Consider the following 20,983-nt stretch of genomic DNA (forward strand, 5'->3'; position numbering starts at 1 on the left):
GCGTTCGGGGGCGGGCGGCAGCGTTCCCTTGAGGGGGCCCCACTCGTTCGGGTCCGGGACTCCCGGCGGCAGCATGCGGCGGCGGGCGCCCTCCGCCGGGGCGTGGTCGGACTCGCCCGGCTCCTTCGCGCCCGGCCACGCCTTGGCGACGCGCGCGGCCAGGACGAACTCCTTGCGCAGCGGGTGGCCCTCGAAGCCCTCGGGCAGCAGCAGCGGCACCAGGTGCGGGTGGCCCTCGAAACCGACGCCGAACATCTCGAAGGTCTCGCGCTCGTGCCAGGCCGCGCCCGCGTAGACGGGGACGGCCGTCGGCAGCACGGCGCGGTCGCGCGGGACGCGGGTGCGCAGCAGCAGGTGCCGGGCGGGGCCCGCGCCCGCGTGGACGAGGTGGGCGCAGACGGAGAAGCCCTCGGCCACTTCGTCCACGGCGGAGAGCCAGTCGAGGTAGGCGAGGCCGAGGCCGTCACGGCAGGCGGTGAGCGCCTCGATCCAGTGCTCGGCGGGCACGTCCACCGTCAGCAGCTCGTACGCCTCGGCGGCCGTGGCCCAAGGGCCTACGGCGGCGCTGACGTCCTCGGGGGAACGGTCGAAGCTCACGCGTTCTCGCCCCCGTCCACGGCGGGCGCCTGCACGATCGGGCGCGACAGCACGGACGCCGAAGCGGGCGCCGACGCGGGCGCCACCGGGTACTGCGTGGCGAGCGACTCGCGGGCGATCTTCTCCTGGAGCTTGAGGATGCCCTGAAGCAGCGCCTCGGGGCGGGGCGGGCAGCCCGGGACGTAGACGTCGACCGGGATGATCTGGTCGACGCCCTTGGTCACCGAGTAGGAGTCCCAGTAGGGGCCGCCCGAGTTCGAGCAGGCGCCGAAGGAGATGACGTACTTCGGCTCGGGCATCTGCTCGTAGAGCCGCTTGACGGCCGGGGCCATCTTGTCCGTCACCGTGCCAGAGACGATCATCAGGTCCGCCTGGCGCGGGCCGGGCGCGAAGGGGATGACGCCGAGCCGGATGAAGTCGTGCTTGGCCATGGACGCCGCGATGAACTCGATCGCGCAGCAGGCCAGGCCGAAGTTGAAGCACCACAGGCTGTAGCGGCGGCCCCAGTTCAGCACGACCTTGATCGGGTCGGGCGCCATCCGGGCCAGCGGGCCCAGCCTGCGGACTTCGAGCGAGCCGCCGGGACCGGGGCGCGAGGGGTCCGGGGTTCCGAGGTTCACGACCATTCCAGGACACCCTTCTTCCAGGCGTAGAGCAGACCCACCGCGAGGAAGCCGATGAAGACGCCCATCTCCACCAGCGTCCCGGTCCCGAAGCCCGGTCCGGAGAAGACCGTCGCCCAGGGGAAGAGGTAGATCGCGTCCACCGCGAAGATCACGTACAGGTAGGCGTAGACGTAGTAGCGGATCTGGGTCTGCGCCCAGCCCTCGCCCACCGGGTCCACACCGCACTCGTAGGCCAGCAGCTTCTCCGGCGTGGGCGCGAAGGGCCGCAGCAGCCGGTTGGCGGTGAAGGCCGTGCCGACGAACAGGATCCCGATCAGCGCCATCAGGCCGACGACGGAGTAGGCGTGGAAGTATCCCGTACGAGATGCCGCCAGTGCCTGCACGGCCTGCATGGTCGGTCTCCTCCGTCTGGGTCACCCGTGGTCGGTGGGTCGTATGGGTCTTAACGCAATCCTTGCCTTTACGGGGCAGGAGTCTAGGTCCCAGCGGCTTCGACCTGTGAACCGCGCCCACCCTATGGGCGGTCCCGGCCTGCGCGGCGGCCCGCGGAGAAGGCTTCGGCCGGGGTTCGACGCGGCTTCGGAACAGGTTCGACGCAGGTTCGGCACGAGGGACCGCAAACCGGGGCGGAACCGGCACCGCGCGGGCGCGGGGTAGGGCTGTCCCCACCCCCGGTCTCCTCCCTGCCCCATGGCGTGCGGACCCCGCGAGCGGTCAGGCTTGGGCACATGAATGAGCCGAACCGCCCCGCGCGGCGCCCCCGCTTCGACAGGCGGCTGGGACGCCAGGTCGTCCACCTGCTGACCGACCTCCCGATCGGCATCCTCGCCTTCGCGCTCACGGTGGCGCTGCTGTCGCTCGGCATCGGTCTGCTCTTCACGATCGTCGGTTTCTGGCTGCTCTTCGGCGTGCTGATGACGCTGCGCGGCTTCTCCCGGGTGGAGCGGGCGCGCGCCCGCGCGCTGCTGGGCGAGGACGTGCCGGAGCCGCAGCCGGTGCAGCCGCGCAAGCCGGGCGCCATGCAGCGCGTCTTCGCGACCATGGGCGACGGGCTGGCCTGGCGCACCGCCCTCTACTGCCTGGTGATGCTGCCCTGGGGCATCGTCGCCTTCACCGTCACCGTCGTCGCCTCGGTCGTGCTGTTCCCTCTGCTGCCGTGGATCGTCCACGGCCTCTCCTCCGTCGACCGGGCGCTGGTCGGCTCGCTGCTCTCCCCGGGGCGGCTGACCGAGCGGGTCCGCGAGCTGGAGGACGACCGCGGCACGGTGGTCGACTCGGCGGCGGCCGACCTGCGCCGGATCGAGCGCGACCTGCACGACGGCGCGCAGGCGCGGCTGGTGACGCTGGCCATGGACCTCGGCCTGGCCAAGGAGAAGCTGACGGAGGACCCGGAGGCTGCCGCGCGCATGGTCGAGGGCGCGCACAACGAGGTGAAGCTGGCTCTGCGGGAGCTGCGCGACCTCGCCCGCGGCATCCACCCGGCGGTGCTCACCGACCGTGGCCTGGACGCGGCGCTGTCCTCGGTCGCGGCCCGCAGCCCGCTGCCCGGCGGCGTCCGCGTGGACGTGGAGCTGGACCAGCGCCCGGCCTCCGCAATCGAGGGCATCGCCTACTTCACCGTCAGCGAGCTGCTCACCAACGCCGCCAAGCACTCCCGCGCGGACAGCGCGAGCGTGGAGATCTGGCGTTCCGAGGACCGGCTGATGCTCCAGGTCCGCGACGACGGCGTGGGCGGTGCACAGGAGTTGCCGGGCGGCGGCCTGGCCGGTCTCGCGGAGCGGGTCCGCGCCGTGGACGGCGTCTTCGTGGTGCGCAGCCCTCTCGGCGGACCGACCGTCGTCACCGCCGAGCTGCCCTGGAGTACCCGGAAGGCGTCAGAAACCGCCTGATTCTCCGTCTTTGAGCAGATGTTCATCACGGTTAAGGAGCTGTACAGCCTCGGTTGGGTCTCTTCCCCCGCACGGGTCGCCTGGTGATCACCGGAGATCACTAGGCTGCGGCGTTCGTATCGAACACACGCACAAGCAGACTCGGGGGAACCCACCAGTGACGACGCCGCAGAACCCGTACCAGACCCCGCAGGACGGCCAGGCCCCGCAGAACCCGTACGGCGCTCCCAACGCGACCGTCCCGCCCCAGGCCTACCCCGGCCAGCCGGGCCCCAACCAGGGCGTCCCGCCCCAGGGTTACGCGGCCCCGCCGGCCGCCGGCTACGCCGCCCCGCCGGCCCCGGCCAAGCCGACCATGGGCGCCCGCGCGGGTCGCGCCGCGGGCTTCGCCGGCATGCGCATCGTGGTCAGCCTCGTCCTGCTGGTCGTCATCGGCGGCGGCTACTGGATCTACGACCAGATGAGCGGCGGCGCGGACACCGCGAAGGCCGGCGACTGCATGCACAACGACGGCACCAACGCCAGCCCGGACCTGCACGTCATCAGCTGCTCGGACTCCGGCGCCCAGTTCAAGGTCGTCCAGGCCTTCAGCGGCGACGACCAGAGCCAGTGCAAGAACGTCGCGGGCGCCACCGTCGTCTACACCCAGACCGGTGGCCGCGGCACCTCCGACGTCACCCTCTGCCTGGCCCAGACCAACGGCTGACACCCGCATCCCAGGCCGGCCGCCGCAGCCCTGCCCGCTCCCTCCGGAGCCCGGGCCCCACCGGGCTGCGGCCGCCGCCGGGACGTGTCCGGCACCGCCCCGCCGCGGACGCGTTCATGACGGTCCGTCGCCCGAGCCCGGTAGGGCTGTCCCCACCCCCAGGACACCGAGACGCCCCAGTGCCCTCGCGGCGCGCGCCCGGCAGGCTGGAAGCCACCGGACGAGATGCGACGAGCGAAAGGCAGCCGCGGCATGAGCACCCCCGCGATCCTCACAGGCCGGACCTGGCGGGAGACCCTGCACCTGATACTGGACCTGCCGTTGGGGGTCCTCTCCTTCAGCTACGTCCTCACCCTGCTGTGCTTCGGCGTCGGCACCGCGATGACCTTCCTCGGTCTGCCGGTCCTCGTCGCCTGCGTCGGCGGGGCCCGCGGCTTCGCCGCGATGGAGCGGGCGCGCGCCCGGGTGCTCCTCGGCGAGGACGTGCCCGCGCCGACGCCGGTGGCGCCGCCGCGCCCCGGCTTCCTCGGCTGGATCCGGGGCATGCTGGGCAACGGCGCCAACTGGCGTGCCGCGCTCTACGCGTTGCTGCTGCTGCCGATGGGCGTGCTCGGCTTCACCCTGGCGGTGACCCTGTGGAGCGTCGGCATCTGCGCCACCCTGTACCCGCTGTACCACTGGGTCTTCCCGACCTACGTCGGCTGGCCGGGCTACAGGCTGTGGGAGAACAACGGCCACAGCCACTACATCTCGACGGTGCCGGAGATCGCCGCGACGTGCGTGGCGGGCATCCTGCTGGTGCTGCTCACGACGCAGGTGGTACGGGGCCTCGCGGCGGTGCGCCGCGGGATGGCCCGCGCCCTGCTCCGCTGAACGGCCCTGCTCCGCTGAACGACCCTGCTCCGCTGAACGACCCTGCCACCGCGCGCCCTGCTACCGCGTGGACACGGTCCTGGTGTCCCGCCCCGACCGCAGCAGCGTCCCCGGGATCGCGCCGGTCAGCTTGCCCTCGCGGACCGTCTCGACGCCGTTGACCCGCACCGCCACCACGCCCTCGGGCCGCGAGTCCAACCGCGGGCTCTCGCCCGGGAGGTCGTGGACCAGCGTCGCCGGGCCCGCGTCGATGGTCTCCGGGTCGAACAGGACCAGGTCCGCGTGGTGGCCGACGGCGACCGTACCCCGGTCCCGCAGGCCGAACAGCTCCGCCGGATCGGCCGTCAGCATCCGCACGGCCTGCTCCAGCGGCACCAGTTGCCGCCGCCGCAGGCAGTCGCCGAGGAACCGGGTGGTGTAGGGCGCGCCGCACATCCGGTCCAGGTGGGCGCCGGCGTCGGAGCCGCCCAGCAGGACGTCCTCGTGCTGCCAGGTCTCCTGACGCAGTTGCCAGCTGGCCGGGTCGTTGTCGGTCGGCATCGGCCACAGGACGGTCCGCAGCTCGTCGTTGACGCAGACCTCGACCAGCGTCGCGAACGGGTCCTGGCCGCGCTCGGCGGCGATGTCGCGGACGACGCGGCCGCTGAGCCCCGCGTTCGCCGCGGAGTAGGTGTCGCCGATGACGTAGCGGCCGAAGTCGGCGAGGCGGCGGAAGACGCCCGCCTCGGGGCTGTCGGCGCGGCGCAGCATCTCCTCGCGTACCTCCGGGCGCCGCAGTTGCGCGATGCGCTCCGGCACCGGCAGGCCGAGGACCGGCCCCCAGCCGGGGATCAGGTTGAGCGCGCAGAACGTGCCGAGGCTCATGTTCATCGGCGTCAGGATCGGCATGGTCAGCGCGACGATCCGCCCGCCCGCCGCGCGCGCCCGCTCGGAGGCGAGCAGTTGGCGCGGGACGCGGTCCGGGACGGCGGCGTCGACGGTCAGCACGTTCCAGTTGAGCGGGCGTCCGGCGACCGCGCTCATCTGCACGAGCAGGTCGATCTCCTCGTCGGCGAACCTGTCCAGGCACCCGGCGACGATGGCCTCGATCTGCGTGCCCGGCGCCTCGCCGACCGCCCGGCACAGGGCGAGCAGTTCCTCACGCCCCGCGTGCCGGGAGGCGACGGGCTGCCCGTCCCCGTCGGAGTGCGTCGAGGACTGGGTGGTGGACAGCCCCCACGCGCCGTCCGCCATGGCCTGCCTGAGCAGCGCGACCATCTGCGCCAGCTGCTCGGGCGTGGGCTGTCCGCCGACGGCGTCCTGGCCCATGACGTGGCGGCGCAACGCGCAGTGGCCCACCATGAAGCCCGCGTTGACGGCGATCCGCCCCTCCAGCGCCCCGAGGTACTCGCCGAAGCTCGACCAGCCCCACGGCACGCCCTCCTCCAGCGCGGCGAGCGACATGCCTTCGACGCGGGCCATCATCCGCCGCGTGTAGTCGGCGTCCTCGGGCCGCGCGGGGTTCAGCGGCGCGAGGGTGAAGCCGCAGTTGCCCCCGGCGACGGTGGTGACGCCGTGGCCGAGCGAGGGCGTGGCGAAGGGGTCCCAGAACAGCTGGGCGTCGTAGTGGGTGTGCGGGTCGACGAACCCGGGGGTCAGTACGAGTCCGGTCGCGTCCTCCGCCTGGGCGGCGGGCTCCTCGCAGGCGCCGGCGGCCGCGATGACGGCGACCTTCCCGTTCCTGATGCCGACGTCGGCGCGGCGCGCGGGCGCGCCCGTGCCGTCGACGAGGGTCGCTCCCTTGATGAGGTGGTCGAGCATGGTTTCCTCTCCCCTACGCGCCTAGGACAGGCCCTAGGAGGCCGCCTGCCGGAAACGGGTCGTCCGGTGCACCGGATCGGTGTCGATCTTCGGGATCACGTGCTCGCCGATCAGCCGGATCGTCTGCGCCGTCTGCTCCGGCGGCACCCCGACCGGCAGGCCGAAGACGAGCTGGTCCGCGCCGGCGGACTCCCAGCGCTTGCACTGGCGCAGCACGTCGTCCGGGTCGCCGCAGATCATCAACTCCTCCTCGACCAGGAGCTGGATCAGCTCCTCGCTGTACTCGGGGAGCAGCTCCGGCCACTCGGGGATGCCCTCCGGCCGCGGGAAGGTGTCGTGGTAGCGGAAGAGCAGCGACTGGAGGTAGTTGAGGCCGCCCCTCACGGCGATCCGGCGGGCCTCCTCGCGCGTCTCCGCGCAGATCGCCGTCGAGGTGACCATCACGTTGTCGTTGACGAACGCGCCGACCGGCTCCGCCTCGCCGATCGCGTGCTTGTAGCTCTCGACGACCCACTCCATGTCGGAGACCTTCTGCACGCTGAATCCGAGGACGCCGAGGCCCTTGCGCGCCGCCATCTCGTACGAGGACGGGCTTCCCGCCGCGTACCACATGGCCGGGTGCGCCTTGCCGTACGGCTTGGGCAGCACCTTGCGCGGCGGCAGCGACCAGTGCTTGCCGGAGAAGCCCGGGTACTCGTCGTGCAGCCACATCCTCGGGAACTCGCCGATGGTCTCCTCCCACATCTCCTTGGTGGCGTTCATGTCCGTCACGTCGGGGAGGAAGCCGAGGATCTCGTGGCTGCCGGCGCCTCGGCCGGTGCCGAACTCGAAGCGGCCGCCGGAGAGGTGGTCCAGCATGGCGACGCGTTCGGCGACCTTGACCGGGTGGTTGACCTTCGGCAGCGGGTTGAAGATGCCGGAGCCGACGTGGATGCGCTCGGTGGCGTGGACGAGGTAGCCGATGGCCACGTCGTTGGCGGAGAGGTGGGAGTACTCCTCCAGGAAGTGGTGCTCGGTGAGCCAGGCGTACTTGAAGCCCGCCTTGTCGGCCTGGACGACGTAGTCCATCTCCTCCATCAGAGCCTTGTGCTCGGCCTCCGGGTCGGCCTGGGAGCGACTTCTGGGCACGTAGCCCTGGATGAAGACACCGAACTCCATGAAGGTTCACCCATCCGTATCTGACGATCCATCAGATTGCGTTTCCGACTCTCGCACCGGCGTCCACCACGGTCAAGAGTCAGCCGATGGAGACTCCGCTCATCCAGCCGCCGTCGGCGACCAGCGGCTGGCCGGTGATGTACGAGGAGTCCGCCGAGGTCAGGAAGAGCGCCAGCCGCGCCATCTCCTCCGGACGGCCGATCCGGCCGAGCGGCACGGCCTTGCCGTACAGCTCCGCCGTGGCCGCCGCGATGGCCGCCGCGTCCTCCGGACTGAGCGCCGGCGCGCCGTCCGCGCCCGCGAAGGCGTTCGCCGGATCGGACATCGGCGTGTCGACCGCACCCGGGCAGATCGCGTTGACCCGGATGCCCTTGGGCGCCAACTCCAGCGCGGCCACCCGCGTCATCGCGACGATGGCGCCCTTGGTGGCCGCGTACGAGGTCAGCAGCGCCATGCCGGTGAGCGCGGTGTACGAGGCGGTGTTGACGATCGTCCCGCCGCCCGCGGCCTCGATGGCGGGCGCGGCGGTGCGCATGCCGAGGAAGCAGCCGACCTGGTTGACCCGGACCACGGCGAGGTACTCGTCCAGCGGCGTGCCGACCAGTTCGTTGAAGCGCAGGATGCCGGCGTTGTTGAGCAGGCCGTCGAGCCTGCCGAAGGCGGAGACCGCCGTCTCCACGGCCGCCGTCCAGTCCGACTCGCTGCCCACGTCGAGGTGCTGGTAGCGGACCCGGTCCTGGCCGAGCTCCAGCTGGAGCTCCTTGGCCAACGCCTCGCCCTGGTCGTCCAGGACGTCGCCGAGCAGCAGCCGCGCGCCCTCGGCGGCGAAGAGGCGGGCCTCCGCCTCGCCCTGGCCGCGGGCGGCGCCGGTGATCAGGACGGTACGGCCGGCCAGCCGGCCACCGGCCCGTGTCGTCGAGGCGTGTGTCGTCGAGGTCTGCGTCGTCGAGGTATGCGTCGTCGAAGTGTGGCTCATGGTGCGGACTCCCCTCGGGTGCCATATCTGACTGTCCGTCAGTTTCCTTGGAGAGTCCGCACAACGGAAGACCTCACACCAGCGGCAGCACGTCCGTCGCGACGAGCTCCAGCTGCGCCACGTACTCCGCGACGTCCCGGCTGCGCGGCCGCAGCTGCAGGTGCGTGACGCCCAGCGCGACGTAGCGGCGCAGCAGCTCGGCCAACTCCTCGGGCTTGCCCGCGACCGAGCGCCGCCCGATCTCCCAGCCCGGCTCGCCGACGTACAGCGGCGGCGCGATCGCGTTGACCACGAACCCGCCGTCCGAGCGGCCCTCGCGCTCCCGTACCGAGCGGATCAGCTCCAGTTGCGCGGGCAGCGTCTCCAGGGTGTCGCCCTGGGAGAGCCAGCCCTCGGCGTGCGCGGCCGCGCGCCGCACCGCCGCGGGCGAGGAGCCGCCCACCCAGATCGGCGGCCGCGGCGTCTGGGCCGGACGCGGGCTGACCGCGAGCTCCCGGAACGGGAAGCGCGGCCCCGCGTGCTCCGGGTACTCCTCCCGCAGCGCCACGTCCAGGGCCGCGATGGTCTCGGTGAGGATCTCCCCGCGTCGGTGGAAGTCGACGCCCAGCGTCTCGAACTCCTCCTGCACGTGCCCCGCCCCGACGCCGAGCACCAGCCGCCCGCCGCTCAGCAGGTCGAGCGTCGCGTACTGCTTGGCGCTGAGCAGCGGATGCCGCAGCGGCGCGACGGCGACGTGCGAGAGCAGCCGCGTGCGCGAGGTCGACGCGGCCAGGTATCCGAGGGTGGAGACCGGGTCGTACCAGGTCGCACCCATCGGCCCGGCCAGGCGGCGCGGGATGGCGACGTGGTCGCAGCAGGCGACGTACGCGTAGCCGAGCCGGTCGGCGGCCTGCGCGACGGCGGCCAGCTCGGCCGGCCCCGCCTGCGCCTCCCAGGGCTCGACGAACATCGTGCTCTGCGCCTGGACGGGCAGCTGGATCCCGAACTCAGCCACCGGCCACCCCTTTCGCGTCGGCCCACAGGCCCTCCGGCGTCAGCCCCAGCAGCCCGATCGCGTTGCCGCGCACCAACTGCTCCACCACCGGGGCCGCCAGGTGGCCCATCTGCTCCTCGGCGACCTCGCGGCTGCGCGGCCAGGTGGAGTCGGAGTGCGGGTAGTCCGTCTCGTACAGGACGTTGTCGGCGCCGACGGCGTCGAGGTTGCGCAGGCCGTGCGGGTCGTCGAAGAAGCAGCCGTAGACGTGCCCGGCGAACAGCTCGCTGGGACGGGTCAGCACCTTGTCGGCGACGCCGCCCCAGGCGCGGTTCTCCTCCCAGACCACGTCGGCGCGGGCCAGGATGTAGGGGATCCAGCCGATCTGCCCCTCGGCATACATGATCTTCAGCCCGGGGAAGCGGTCGAACTTGCCGCTCATCAGCCAGTCGACCATGGAGAAGCAGCAGTTGGCGAAGGTGATGGTGGAGCCGACCGCGGGCGGCGCGTCCGCCGAGGTGGAGGGCATCCGCGAGGAGCTGCCGATGTGCATGGCGATGACCGTCCCGGTCTCCTCGCAGGCGCGCAGGAACGGGTCCCAGTCGTCGGTGTGGATGCTGGGCAGGCCCAGGTGCGGCGGTATCTCGCTGAAGCAGACGGCCCGCACGCCGCGCGCGGCGTTGCGCCGCACCTCGGCGGCGGCGAGCCCGGCGTCCCACAGCGGCACGATGCCCAGCGGGATCATCCGCCCCTGCGCGGCCGGGCCGCACCACTCCTCGACCATCCAGTCGTTGTAGGCGCGGATGCAGAGCAGTCCGAGCTCGTGGTCCTTGGCCTCGGTGAAGGTCTGGCCGCAGAACCGCGGGAACGTCGGGAAGCAGAGCGCCGACTGGACGTGGTTGACGTCCATGTCGGCGAGCCGCTCGGGTATGGAGAACGAGCCGGGGCGCATCTGCTCGTAGGTGATCGCCTCCAGCCGCACCTCCTCGCGCGGGTAGCCGACGGCGGTGTCGAGGCGGGTGAGCGGACGGCGCAGGTCCTCGTAGACCCACCAGTCGGCGAGCGGACCGTCGCTGCCCGGCTCTCCCATCCGCGGCGCGAACCGCCCGCCGACGAAGGTCATCTCGGCGAGCGGGGCCCGGACGATACGCGGGCCGAGCTCGCGGTGCTTGGCGGGCAGCCGGTCCTGCCACACGTGCGGCGGCTCGACGGTGTGGTCGTCCACCGAAATGATCCAGGGGAAGCTCTCCATGCCGGTCAGGCTACGCGCTATCTGACGATCCGTCAGGAGTCGTGCACGTCATCGTCGCGCGCAGCCCGACCGGGTGACTACGACAGTGTGCCGAGGGTGACCTGCACGGTCTTGGAGGCGCCGTCGCGGAGGTAGACGACGGGCACCTGCTGGCCCGGCTTGAGCGTGGCCAGGACCGTCGACAGGGCCTGCGAGCTGTCCACCGTCGACCCGTCGACCTGCGTGATCACATCACCGGGCTGGATCCCGGCCTTGTCCGCCGGCCCGCCGCTGGTCACGGTCACCACCCCGGCCCCCGAGGTCTGGCTGCCGTTGCTGTTGGTGACGATCACGGTCCGGACGCTGACCCCGAGCGCGGCCCGGCCGGAGTCGACGACCTTGCCGTACTTGATCATCTGGTCGGCCAGATCGGTCACCGACGACGCCGGGATCGCGAAGCCGATGCCGGGCGCCTGCGCTCCGCTCTCGCCGTTGCTGACGGCCGCCAGCGTGTTGACCCCGATCACCTGGTTGGAGAGGTTGACCAGGGCGCCGCCGCTGTTGCCGGGGTTGATGGCGGCACTCGTCTGCACCATGTTCGGGATCGTCGTCCCCTGGGGGTTCTCCTCCGACTTGCCCTCGCTGACGGTGCGTCCGGTCGCGGAGACGATGCCCTGGGTGACGCTGGAGGACAGCCCGAGGGGGCTGCCCATGGCCAGCACGATCTGCCCGACGTCCACCTTGGAGGTGTCGCCGAACACCGCGGGCGTCAGCTTGGCGGGCGGGTTCTTGAGCTTGATCACCGCCAGGTCGTTGGCCGGGTAGCTGGCGACCAGCGTCGCCGACAGCGCGTTGGACTGGTCCGACAGCAGCACCTGGAAGCTGGTGGCGGTGCCGACCACGTGGGCGTTGGTGACGATGTCGCCCTTGGTGTCGTAGACGATGCCGGTGCCGAGGCTGTTCTCCGCGTTGATCTGGACGATCGACGGCAGCACCGCCCTGACGGTGTTCTCGTAGTCGGTCTGCAGGTCGTTGCTGACGCTCGGGGCGGGAGCGGCGGTGCCCTGGTCGGACGAGGCCGCGCTCCCTCCCCCTTTGCTGCTGGTGCAGGCCGAGAGCGCGAGCAGGACGGCAACGGCGACGGCGGGGGCGAGGCGACGGGCCGGGAACTCCATGACGGGCGACCTTCACTGTGGACGGCATCGACTTCTGCCCGCATTGTCGCTTTTGTAAGGAAAGACTCCCGGCAGGCGCGCTAGCTTTTCGCCTTCGTCAGGTCGTAGACGGTCACCCCGTCCACGGTCCGGGAACCGTAGGTCTTGGCGACCCACGAGGCGATCTGCGCCGAGTCGGACGAGCCGCCGGTGCTGCTGCCGCCGGCCCCGCCGCCGCCCATGGTCAGCGCGCCGCCCAGGAAGTAGTGGATCTTCCCGGCCCGGACCAGGCTCTCGAACTGCGCGAGCGTCGGCGCCGGGTCGGTGCCGTTGAACCCGCCGATCGCCATCACCGGCGCGTCGCTCGCCAGTTGGTACCCCGCCGCGTTCTGCGAACCGACCGCCGCCGCCACCCAGGTGTGCCCGGAGGCGCCCTGCTTGAGCAGCGCCGTCAGCGCGGCGCCCGGCTTGCTGCCGTCCAGCAGGCCGCCCGCGCCACCACCACCGCCCCTGCCGCCTCCGGGGAAGCCGCCCTGACCTCCCGTGAAGCCCTGACCTCCGGCGAACCCCTGACCACGCCCGAAGCCCTGGCCGCCCGCCATCCCGCCGGGCATCCCGCCGGGGAAGCCACCGCGCGTGCCGCCACGTGCCCCACCGGGGAAGCCGCCGCCGCCTGGCCCGCCAGCTGACCCGGCGAAGCCGGCGCCCTGCACGGACGGTCCGGCGGAGGGCAGCGAGCCGCTGTGCGCCGTGCCCGCCGTCTCGACGCTGTACGCCGCCGGACCCGCCAACGAAGCCAGCACCGCCGCAGCGGCCGCGGCCGCCCAGAGCCGACGGCCGATCAGCGGCCCGAAGGCCAGCGTCAACGCCGCCGCCAGACCGAGAAGCAGTACCGTCCAGCGCAGCAACGGCAACCACGCCGCGCTCCGGGCCAGCAGCACGTACGCCCACACGCACGTCATCGCGACGACCCCCGCCGCGATCCCGGACGCGGCCCACTGCCCGCGCCGCTCCCACACCAGCCCCGCCCCGAGCCCGACCAGCACCGCCAGGTACGGCGCCAGCGCCACGTTGTAGTACGGGTGGAAGATCCCCTGCATGAAGCTGAAGACCAGGAAGGTCGTCACCAGCGCTCCGCCCCACAGCGCCAGCGCCGCCCGCATCCCGTCCGGGCGCGGCGCGCGGCGCGTCCACCACAACCCGGCCCCGAGCAGCGCGAACGCGGCCGGCAGCAGCCAGGCGATCTGACCGCCCATCTCCGCGCCGAACAGCCGGGTGATGCCCGTCGCGCCCCACATGCCGCCGCCCGCACCGCCCCCGCCGCCGACGCTGCCGGTCTCGGAGCCGGTGATCCGGCCGAAGCCGTTGTAGCCGAAGGTCAGCTCCAGGAAGTCGTCGTGCTGGCTGCCGCCGATGTACGGCCGGTACTGAGCGGGCGTCAGCTCGACGACCGCCACCCACCAGCCGGAGCTGACCACCAGCACCACCAGCGCCAGCAGCAGTTGCCGCACCCGCCGCCACAGCCCCGTCGGGGCGAACAGCAGGTAGGCCAGACCGAAGGCGGGCAGCACCAGGAACGCCTGCAGCGTCTTGGTCAGGAAGGCGAAGCCGACACAGGTCGCGGCCAGCACCAGCCAGCGCGTGCGCGCCTGCTCCTGCGCCCGCTGCACGGCGTAGCCGGCCAGCGCGAGCAGCAGCGCCAGCAGCGCGTCCGGGTTGTCGAAGCGGAACATCAGCGCCGCGACGGGCGTCAGCGCCAGCACCGCGCCCGCGAGCAGCGCGGGCCCGGCGGACAGGCGGCGCTTGACCGCCGCGTACACCACGGCGACGGCGGCGACGCCCTCCAGCGCCTGCGGCACCAGGATCGACCAGGCGTTGACGCCGAAGACGCGGGCGGACAGCTCCATCACCCACAGCGAGGCGGGCGGCTTGTCGACGGTGATGAAGTTCGCCGAGTCCGAGGAGCCGAAGAACATCGCCTTCCAGCTGTGCGCGCCCGCCTGGACGGCGGCCGAGTAGAACTGGTTGGCCCAGCCGGACGCGCCCAGGTCCCACAGGTAGAGCAGCGCGGTCAGGCCCAGCAGGCACAGGAACGCGGGCCTGGCCCAGCGCGGGTCACGCGCCGCGCGCCGCTCGGACGGCGGCTGACCAGGCTGGTCGACGGTCGGTTCGGGGAGCGTAGCGGTCATGCTCCTACGCTCCCCGAGCACGCTGTCGGACGCGTGTGCCGTTCCTGTGCGCCCGCCGTCAGCCCGTCGCGGCGACGGCCACGACGGAGGCCGGGGAGGTCTCCAGCGGCAGCCGGACGGTGAAGACCGTCTCGCCGGGCTCGCTGGTCACCCACACCTGCCCGCCGTGCGAGGCGACGACGGCCGCGACGATGGCGAGCCCCAACCCGGTGCTGCCCGCCTTGCGCGAACGCGAGCCGTCGCCGCGCGCGAAGCGCTCGAAGACGGTGGGCAGCAACTCCTGCGGGATCCCCGGCCCGTCGTCGGCGACGGCCAGCACCGCCCAGCGGTCCTCGCGGGTCAGCGAGGCCGTCACGGTGGTCCCGGCGGGCGTGTGCTTGCCCGCGTTGGCCAGCAGGTTCACCAGCACCTGCCGCAGCCGGTTCTCGTCCCCGACGACCTCGGCCGCGTCGTCCGGCAGCCGGACCTCCCACCGGTGGTCCGGCACGGCCGCGTGCGCGTCGCGCACCGCGTCCACGACCAGCGGCGCGAGGTCCACCGGCTCCCGCTCCAGCGGACGCCCGGCGTCCAGGCGGGCGAGCAGCAGCAGGTCCTCGACGAGCGCGGTCATCCGCGTCGCCTCCGACTCCACGCGCCCCAGCGCGTAGGCGGCGTCCGGCGGCACGCTCTCCCGGCTGCGCCGGGTCAGCTCGGCATAGCCCTTGATCGACGCGAGCGGCGTGCGCAGCTCGTGCGAGGCGTCGGCGACGAACTGCCGCACCCGCGTCTCGCTGGCGTGCCGCGCCTCCAGCGCGGCGGACACGTGGTCGATCATCCGGTTCAGCGACGCCCCGACCAGCCCGGACTCCGTCCTCGGATCGGTGTCCTGAGCGGGCACCCGGTTCAGCCGCCCGACCTCGCCCTCGTGCAGCGGCAGCATCGAGATCCGCGCGGCGGTCGCCGCGACGCGGTCGAGCGGCCGCAGCGAGACCCGGATCAGCCCGAAGCCGACGAAGCCGACCAGTATCACGCCCGCGACGCCCAGCACCGCCTCGGTCTCGATGAGGTCGTCGACGGGACCGGACACGTAGGACTCCGACAGCCCCACCGCGATCGGGGTGCGCGGCCCCGGCATCCCTGGAGCACCGGTGTCGACCTTGACCAGATAGCTCCCCAGGCCGGGCACCTCGACGGCATGCGCGGCGCCGTCGGCGGGCACCGAGCGCAGCGCGTTGATCTGCTTCTGCGTCAGGCTCGCGCTCGACCCGGCGATGCCGCTGGTCACCTGGCCGCCGGAGTCGAGGGCGACGCCAACGGCGTCACGGATCCCCGGAGCCTGCATGAAGTTGCCGCCGCCTCCGGGGCTGTGGACCAGGCTGCCGCGGACGCGGCCCAGGGCGTCGTCGAGTTGGTCGCTGAGCGTCCCCTGGAGATGGCCGCGCAGCTGGATCGTCGTCACCGTGGCCATGACTCCGAACAGCGTCCCCAGCAGGAGCGTGACGGTGACGACCAGCCGCACCCGGAGGGGCCAGGTCGACCAGGGGCGGATCATGACGCGGTCGCGGCGGTCTCCACCGGGGCCGGCTTGAGGACGTAGCCCGCGCCGCGCATGGTGTGGATCATGGGGGTGCGCCCGGCGTCGATCTTGCGGCGGAGGTAGGAGATGTACAGCTCCACGACGTTGCCCTGGCCGCCGAAGTCGTAGTTCCAGACCCGGTCCAGGATCTGCGGCTTGCTCAGCACCCGGCGCGGGTTGCGCATCAGGAAGCGCAGCAGCTCGAACTCGGTCGCCGTCAGGCGGATCGACGTGCCCGCGCGGTGGACCTCGCGGCTGTCCTCGTCCAGCGTCAGGTCGCCGACGACCAGCAGCGACTCGCTGCGCGCCGCGGCCGCGCCGCTGCGGCGCAGCAGGCCGCGCAGGCGGGCGACGACCTCCTCCAGGCTGAACGGCTTGGTGACGTAGTCGTCGCCGCCGGCCGTCAGGCCGGCGATGCGGTCCTCGACGGCGTCCTTGGCGGTCAGGAACAGCACCGGCACGTCGTGCTGCTCGGCGCGGAGGCGGCGCATGACCTCCAGGCCGTTCAGGTCGGGCAGCATCACGTCGAGGATCACCGCGTCGGGGCGGAAGTCGCGGGCGGCGCGGATCGCGGACGCGCCGTCGCCCGCGGTGCTGGTCTGCCAGCCCTCGTAGCGCAGGGCCATGGAGAGCAGGTCGGCGAGGGGCGCCTCGTCGTCGACGACCAGCACCCGCACGGGGGTGCCGTCGGGACGGCGGAGCTCGGAGGAGGCATCGGCCGGAGTGGTGGTCATGCGGAACACCGTGCCGATGCTGGATGAGAAATCGATGAGGTGGCGCTACGCCGCCGCTGTGAGTTCCCTGGGAGTTTTCCTCAGCCGGCGCATCGGAGGCTCATGAGCGCCTCACCGGCCGCTCACCGCAAACTCCCAGCAGGCTCACAGCAGGCCGAGGTCGCCCAGCTCCTTGTGCAGGTCCGCGCGGTCGCCCGGCAGCGCGGGCTGCCGCCCCGCGGGGGCCGCCGTCGGCGCGGGAAGGCCGGGGCCGCCACCCGCGGAAGTGCCGCCGCCCGCCGCCGCGACGGCCTTCGGCCGCCGGTCGCGCAGCAGCCACGCGCCCGCGATGCCGCCGACCAGGCCGCCGAGGTGGGCGAGCCAGCTGACGCCGGGCGTGCCGGGGACCGCGATGGTGACCAGGTAGGCGAACGAGGCCGCCATGACCAGCCCGATCAGGGTGTCGATCAGGTGCCGGTCGAAGATCCCGCGCAGCACCACGTAGCCGAAGTACCCGAAGATCACGCCGCTGGCGCCGACGCCCACCGTGTCGCCGCCCTGGAAGAACCAGACCGCGAGCCCGCTGGTGACGGTCACCAGCAGCGTCAGCCACAGGAACCGCACCACGCCGCGGTAGGCGGCCAGGAAGCCGAAGACGAACAGCGGGCCCGAGTTGGACTCGATGTGCGCCCAGCTGAAGTGCAGGAACGGCGCAGCGAAGATGTCCGGCAGGCGGTCGGTGTCGTGCGGGATCACGCCGTACTCGAAGGACAGCCGCTGGCTGTCCACCCAGTTGAGGATCTGCAGCGCCCAGATCACCACCAGGAACCCGAAGATGACGAAGAACGCCTTGCGCGCCTCCGCGATCATCTTCTCCGGCGTGTCCAGCTCCTGCGGCGCCCACAGCGGTCGTTCGGCCATCGGGCCCCTCCCCCTCCACCTGCCCTCACCTGCGTGTGAGGCCACTGTAGGACGCGGACCGGCCCGCCGGGCGGCGTCAGAGCGCGCCGATACCGAATCGGTGCGCGACCCGCGCGCCCGGCTCGATCGCGAGCACGTCCTCGCCTGTCGCGAACGCGTTCGGCGGGCAGCTCATCGGCTCGACGGCGATGCCCGCGCGGCGGTAGGCGGCGGGCAGCGTGTCGCCGGTGTAGAGCTGCACCCAGCCAAGGCCCTCCCCGAGCCGCAGTTCGACGCCGCGGCCGTGCTCCGGGTCCGTGAGCCGGACCCGGGCGAGCCCGTCGGCGTCGCGGGTCAGGCCGGTGTACGCGGTGTCCAGCCGCGTGCCGCCGATGGCGCGCGGCTTGCGGAAGTCGTACGGGGTGGCGGCCACCGGCTCGCGCGCCCCGGTCGGGATCATGCGGTCGTCGACCGGCAGCCAGGTCTCCGCGGGGACCTCCAGCAGCGCCTCGTCGATGCTGCCGGGGCCGCGACCCAGCGTCAGGTACGGGTGGACGCCCAGACCGTAGGGGGCGGCGTGGTCGCCCTGGTTGCGGACGGCGATCTCGACCGTCAGCCCGGCCTCGTTCAGCTCGTAGTGGGCGGTGAGCTCCAGGATGTGCGGGTAGCCGTGCATCGGGTAGAGCCGCAGGCCGAAGCGGACGTAGGCGCTCTCGTGCCCGGCGTCCTCGGCGACCACGCGCCAGGGCAGGAAGCGGGTGAAGCCGTGGATGGCGTTGCCGTTGGCGGGCTCGCTCAGGTCCAGCTGACGGTCCTCGCCCTGCCAGCGGTAGCGGCCGTCGCGGACCCGGTTGGGCCAGGGGATCAGCAGTTGGCCGGCCCCGCCCGGCGGCTGGCTCTCCACCGGGTGCTTGACCACCAGCGGCCGCCCGCGGTGGCTCAAGGCGCGCAGCCCGGCGCCGACTCCGTTGATCACCGCGCGGTAGTCGCCGGCCTCGAGCACCTGCTGCGGCCCGTTCGGGGAGAGGTTCGCATCCGCCATGAACACATCCTCGCATTCGCGGGCGCCGCACGTCGGTCCCGAGCCCGGTTCCGAGCCCGCTTCCGAGCCCTCCCGGCCTCACCCCGAGGACCGTGCCCGACCCCACCAGTGCTAACCTCACGCTCACTTGCGACCGATACTTCTCACGAACCATCAGGTCCACTGCTGCACCATCCGTAGGCCCGGCCGTGCGGAATCCTCCACGGCGGCATCGACAGACTTGCAGAGGCACGCGTTGACGGCTCGACACGTCCGCAGACGGTCACGGCGCTGGATCGGCATGGGCGTCGTGCTCGCAGCCGGCGCGCTGGTGGTCGGTGCGGTCGCCGAGGCCGCCCCGAACCGCGGCGGCGTCAAGGGACCCACCCCGACGGCCGCGCCCGCCGTCGGTTCGCTGGCCTGGCCCGGCGTCCCCGCCCGGCCCTCGACCGCGCTCCAGCACGACTTCACCGAGGCCGCGGCCGAGTTCCACGTGCCGCTTCAGGTGCTGATGGCGGTTTCCTACGAGGAGACGCTGTGGGAGTCCCACGGCGGGCGGCCGAGCACCACCGGCAACTTCAACGTGATGGGGCTGACCCAGGTCTCCCCCGGTGACCTCGCCGCGTCCGTCCAGCCGGACGTCGACGGCACAGCGGGCGGCGACGCCCCGCGGCTTCCCTCGGCCCACTCCCTGACCGAGCTGCGCCGGATCGACATGGCCTCGCCCGCGCTGCACACCCTGCAGACTGCGGCGGCGCTGGCCGGGGTGACCGCCCAGCGGCTGAAGACGGACATGCGCCAGAGCGTGCGCGGCGGCGCGGCCCTGCTCGCCTCCTACGAGCGCGGACTGCACCCCCAGACGGGCGCCCAGGCGTCCCTGCCCGCCGACCCGGCGCAGTGGTGGCCGGCCGTCGTCGCCTACGCGCAGGCCGAAACCCCTTCCGCCGGCCAGCAGTTCGCGGCACGCGTCTACGACGTCGTCCGTCGCGGCGCCGCCCGGCTCACCGACGACAACCAGCAGGTGTCGCTCCCGGCCGCTCCGGTCGTGCGCCCGCCGCAGCTGGCCGGCGCGCTCGCCGCCCTGGCCACCGCGGGCGACGGCGGCGCCGCCCCGGAGTGCCCGTCCGACCTCGCCTGCACCTTCACGCCCGCCGCCTACCGGCAGAACGCCAACAGCGGTACAGCCAAGGGCGGCACAGCCAAGAGCAGCGCAACCAAGAGCGGCGCAGCCAAGGGCGGCACGACGACGGACTACGGCGACTACGCGCAGGGCGACCGCCCGACCGACGGCGACGGCATCCAGTACCTGGTGCTGCACGACAGCGAGGGGTCGCGCGAGGGCGCGATCGCCTTCGCCCAGGACCCGACCTCCCACGCGAGCGCCCACTACCTCGTCGGCCGCGACGGTTCGGTGACGCAGCTGGTCCCCACGCGCGACGTCGCCTGGCACACGGGCAGCAAGACCGTCGACGCGCACTCGATCGGCATCGAGGACGAGGGCTTCGCGCTGCGCACCGGCACCTGGTACACCGAGTCCACGTACGAGTCCACCGCCGCCCTGGTCCGCTACCTGGCGGCGCGCTTCGCCATCCCGCTGGACCGTCAGCACCTGCTGGGCCAGGACGACGTCCCCGCCGGCACCGGTACCGCCTCCGACTCCGGCTCCGCGACGAACGCCGACGCGGCCCCGTACTGGGACTGGAGCCGCCTGCTCGACCTGGTCGGCGCGCCGCTGACCGGGCAGCACCGGCAGCCGGTGGTGGGCGGCGCGGTCACCGTCGCCCCGCCGTACGACCGCATCACCCAGCCGGACCTCACCGGCTGCGGCGGCGCGGGCCGCGCCTGCCCCTCGCACCCGGCGAACTTCGTCTACCTGCGCGATGCCCCCGCCTCGGACGCGCCGCTGCTGAACGGCGGCACGACCGCCGCCTCGGACGACAGCGACAAGGCCGCGTACGGGCAGACCTTCGTCGTCGCCGGGGTCGCCCCGGACGCGGGCGGCGACGGCGGCTGGGTCGGCGTCTGGTACGGCGGCCAGGAGGCCTGGTTCGAGGACCCGGGCTGGCGCGACACCCTCGTGCCCGACCCGGCGGCCGGCGCCGCGCTGACGCTGGTCACCCCGACCGGCGACCAGCCGATCCCGGTCTTCGACCGCGCCTACCCCGAGTCCTCCGCCTACCCGTCCGCCCTGGCCTCGCTCGCCGCCTCACCGGCCCAGCAGCTCACGCCGCTGGCGGACACCATCGCCCCCGGCCAGGCGTACCTCGCGAGCTCCCAGGTGAGCGGCGACTTCTTCACCGCCGGCTTCGGCTGCGCGGACGCCTCCGGCGCGGCGGCCTGCACCGTGGTCATCGGGACGACGCAGTACTACCCCATCCGGTTCGACCACCGGCTCGCCTTCGTCCGCGCCTCGGACGTGCAGCTGATCGCCCCGGCCTCGCCTCCCACGGCCGTTCCCGCCGCCACCTCCCCCACCGCCACGTCCGCCACCACCGCGGGCTGAGCGCTCGTTCAGTCCCGGACGCGCCGACCTTGCGCGCCCGGGGCTTCGACGTGCGCCCGTTCTCACATCGCGGCAGTCTGGACAGGAGGGCTACTCCTCATTAACTTAACGTTCGTTCG

General features: G+C 72.8%; 18 protein-coding genes. 4 read left to right on the forward strand and 14 right to left on the reverse strand.

What is annotated here, in order from left to right:
* The 3 genes from TR50_RS37415 to TR50_RS37425 form a co-directional block, all read right to left on the reverse strand.
* A partial coding sequence (locus TR50_RS37415; protein ID WP_042433122.1) for an NADH-quinone oxidoreductase subunit C occupies positions 1-597 on the reverse strand: 597 nt, incomplete at its 3' end.
* Positions 594-1,223 (reverse strand): NADH-quinone oxidoreductase subunit B, encoded by a 630-nt coding sequence (locus TR50_RS37420; RefSeq protein ID WP_063775229.1) that lies wholly within the window; start codon positions 1,221-1,223, stop codon positions 594-596. The genes TR50_RS37415 and TR50_RS37420, both read right to left, overlap by 4 nt.
* On the reverse strand, positions 1,214-1,615 hold the full coding sequence (locus TR50_RS37425; protein ID WP_042433124.1) for an NADH-quinone oxidoreductase subunit A: 402 nt from the start codon (positions 1,613-1,615) through the stop codon (positions 1,214-1,216). Before TR50_RS37425 ends, TR50_RS37420 begins: the two co-directional genes overlap by 10 nt.
* A gap of 336 nt (positions 1,616-1,951) precedes the next feature.
* On the opposite strand from TR50_RS37425, the gene TR50_RS37430 reads away from it, so the two are divergent.
* The 3 genes from TR50_RS37430 (at position 1,952) to TR50_RS37440 (ending at position 4,691) form a co-directional block, all read left to right on the forward strand.
* Positions 1,952-3,112 carry a sensor histidine kinase gene (locus TR50_RS37430; RefSeq protein WP_042433127.1) on the forward strand — a complete coding sequence of 387 codons (1,161 nt, stop codon included), beginning with the start codon at positions 1,952-1,954 and terminating at the stop codon, positions 3,110-3,112.
* A 157-nt stretch (positions 3,113-3,269) separates the two neighbouring features.
* Positions 3,270-3,818: an LppU/SCO3897 family protein gene (locus TR50_RS37435; protein ID WP_042433130.1), complete on the forward strand. Its 549-nt coding sequence runs from the start codon at positions 3,270-3,272 to the stop codon at positions 3,816-3,818.
* 252 nt (positions 3,819-4,070) lie between these two features.
* Positions 4,071-4,691: a sensor domain-containing protein gene (locus TR50_RS37440; protein WP_052441780.1), complete on the forward strand. Its 621-nt coding sequence runs from the start codon at positions 4,071-4,073 to the stop codon at positions 4,689-4,691.
* 60 nt (positions 4,692-4,751) lie between these two features.
* Here the strand turns inward: TR50_RS37440 and TR50_RS37445 are convergent, their stop codons facing one another.
* The 11 genes from TR50_RS37445 to TR50_RS37495 all read right to left on the reverse strand — a co-directional run bounded on the left by TR50_RS37445 (position 4,752) and on the right by TR50_RS37495 (position 18,382).
* The gene (locus TR50_RS37445; RefSeq protein ID WP_042433132.1) at positions 4,752-6,491 is read right to left on the reverse strand and encodes an N-acyl-D-amino-acid deacylase family protein; all 1,740 of its coding nucleotides are present in this window, start codon (positions 6,489-6,491) and stop codon (positions 4,752-4,754) included.
* Between the two features lie 33 nt (positions 6,492-6,524).
* Complete coding sequence (locus TR50_RS37450) at positions 6,525-7,649, reverse strand: LLM class flavin-dependent oxidoreductase (RefSeq protein ID WP_042433135.1); 1,125 nt, start codon at positions 7,647-7,649, stop codon at positions 6,525-6,527.
* Positions 7,650-7,728: 79 nt separating this feature from the next.
* On the reverse strand, positions 7,729-8,625 hold the full coding sequence (locus TR50_RS37455; protein ID WP_084701657.1) for an SDR family NAD(P)-dependent oxidoreductase: 897 nt from the start codon (positions 8,623-8,625) through the stop codon (positions 7,729-7,731).
* A 73-nt stretch (positions 8,626-8,698) separates the two neighbouring features.
* Positions 8,699-9,574, reverse strand: coding sequence for a TIGR03619 family F420-dependent LLM class oxidoreductase (locus tag TR50_RS37460; protein WP_084701665.1), 876 nt, complete (start codon positions 9,572-9,574; stop codon positions 8,699-8,701).
* 37 nt (positions 9,575-9,611) lie between these two features.
* A complete protein-coding gene (locus TR50_RS37465; protein WP_042433140.1) occupies positions 9,612-10,850 on the reverse strand; it encodes an amidohydrolase family protein in 1,239 nt (412 codons plus the stop codon).
* 77 nt (positions 10,851-10,927) lie between these two features.
* The gene (locus TR50_RS37470; RefSeq protein WP_042433143.1) at positions 10,928-12,004 is read right to left on the reverse strand and encodes a S1C family serine protease; all 1,077 of its coding nucleotides are present in this window, start codon (positions 12,002-12,004) and stop codon (positions 10,928-10,930) included.
* Positions 12,005-12,084: 80 nt separating this feature from the next.
* Complete coding sequence (locus tag TR50_RS37475) at positions 12,085-14,172, reverse strand: glycosyltransferase family 39 protein (protein WP_052441781.1); 2,088 nt, start codon at positions 14,170-14,172, stop codon at positions 12,085-12,087.
* Between the two features lie 58 nt (positions 14,173-14,230).
* The gene (locus tag TR50_RS37480) at positions 14,231-15,703 is read right to left on the reverse strand and encodes a sensor histidine kinase (RefSeq protein WP_042433149.1); all 1,473 of its coding nucleotides are present in this window, start codon (positions 15,701-15,703) and stop codon (positions 14,231-14,233) included.
* Positions 15,700-16,461, reverse strand: coding sequence for a response regulator transcription factor (locus TR50_RS37485; RefSeq protein WP_042433151.1), 762 nt, complete (start codon positions 16,459-16,461; stop codon positions 15,700-15,702). The genes TR50_RS37480 and TR50_RS37485 overlap by 4 nt, the downstream gene beginning before the upstream one ends.
* Before the next feature lie 144 nt (positions 16,462-16,605).
* Positions 16,606-17,361 (reverse strand): rhomboid family intramembrane serine protease, encoded by a 756-nt coding sequence (locus tag TR50_RS37490; protein WP_042433155.1) that lies wholly within the window; start codon positions 17,359-17,361, stop codon positions 16,606-16,608.
* 76 nt (positions 17,362-17,437) lie between these two features.
* Positions 17,438-18,382 (reverse strand): aldose 1-epimerase family protein, encoded by a 945-nt coding sequence (locus TR50_RS37495; protein ID WP_042433158.1) that lies wholly within the window; start codon positions 18,380-18,382, stop codon positions 17,438-17,440.
* A gap of 280 nt (positions 18,383-18,662) precedes the next feature.
* On the opposite strand from TR50_RS37495, the gene TR50_RS46205 reads away from it, so the two are divergent.
* The gene (locus TR50_RS46205; protein WP_052441782.1) at positions 18,663-20,864 is read left to right on the forward strand and encodes an N-acetylmuramoyl-L-alanine amidase; all 2,202 of its coding nucleotides are present in this window, start codon (positions 18,663-18,665) and stop codon (positions 20,862-20,864) included.
* Positions 20,865-20,983 lie beyond the last annotated feature (119 nt).

Source organism: Streptacidiphilus anmyonensis (assembly GCF_000787855.1).
Classification (GTDB): domain Bacteria; phylum Actinomycetota; class Actinomycetes; order Streptomycetales; family Streptomycetaceae; genus Streptacidiphilus; species Streptacidiphilus anmyonensis.

Coding starts and splice junctions, on each gene's coding strand:
- TR50_RS37420 (WP_063775229.1), bottom strand. CDS start 1,223: ATGGTCGTGAACCTCGGAACCCCGGACCCCTCGCGCCCCGGTCCCGGC.
- TR50_RS37425 (WP_042433124.1), bottom strand. CDS start 1,615: ATGCAGGCCGTGCAGGCACTGGCGGCATCTCGTACGGGATACTTCCAC.
- TR50_RS37430 (WP_042433127.1), top strand. CDS start 1,952: ATGAATGAGCCGAACCGCCCCGCGCGGCGCCCCCGCTTCGACAGGCGG.
- TR50_RS37440 (WP_052441780.1), top strand. CDS start 4,071: ATGAGCACCCCCGCGATCCTCACAGGCCGGACCTGGCGGGAGACCCTG.
- TR50_RS37445 (WP_042433132.1), bottom strand. CDS start 6,491: ATGCTCGACCACCTCATCAAGGGAGCGACCCTCGTCGACGGCACGGGC.
- TR50_RS37450 (WP_042433135.1), bottom strand. CDS start 7,649: ATGGAGTTCGGTGTCTTCATCCAGGGCTACGTGCCCAGAAGTCGCTCC.
- TR50_RS37455 (WP_084701657.1), bottom strand. CDS start 8,625: ATGAGCCACACTTCGACGACGCATACCTCGACGACGCAGACCTCGACG.
- TR50_RS37460 (WP_084701665.1), bottom strand. CDS start 9,574: ATGTTCGTCGAGCCCTGGGAGGCGCAGGCGGGGCCGGCCGAGCTGGCC.
- TR50_RS37465 (WP_042433140.1), bottom strand. CDS start 10,850: ATGGAGAGCTTCCCCTGGATCATTTCGGTGGACGACCACACCGTCGAG.
- TR50_RS37470 (WP_042433143.1), bottom strand. CDS start 12,004: ATGGAGTTCCCGGCCCGTCGCCTCGCCCCCGCCGTCGCCGTTGCCGTC.
- TR50_RS37475 (WP_052441781.1), bottom strand. CDS start 14,172: ATGACCGCTACGCTCCCCGAACCGACCGTCGACCAGCCTGGTCAGCCG.
- TR50_RS37480 (WP_042433149.1), bottom strand. CDS start 15,703: ATGATCCGCCCCTGGTCGACCTGGCCCCTCCGGGTGCGGCTGGTCGTC.
- TR50_RS37485 (WP_042433151.1), bottom strand. CDS start 16,461: ATGACCACCACTCCGGCCGATGCCTCCTCCGAGCTCCGCCGTCCCGAC.
- TR50_RS37490 (WP_042433155.1), bottom strand. CDS start 17,361: ATGGCCGAACGACCGCTGTGGGCGCCGCAGGAGCTGGACACGCCGGAG.
- TR50_RS37495 (WP_042433158.1), bottom strand. CDS start 18,382: ATGGCGGATGCGAACCTCTCCCCGAACGGGCCGCAGCAGGTGCTCGAG.
- TR50_RS46205 (WP_052441782.1), top strand. CDS start 18,663: ATGGGCGTCGTGCTCGCAGCCGGCGCGCTGGTGGTCGGTGCGGTCGCC.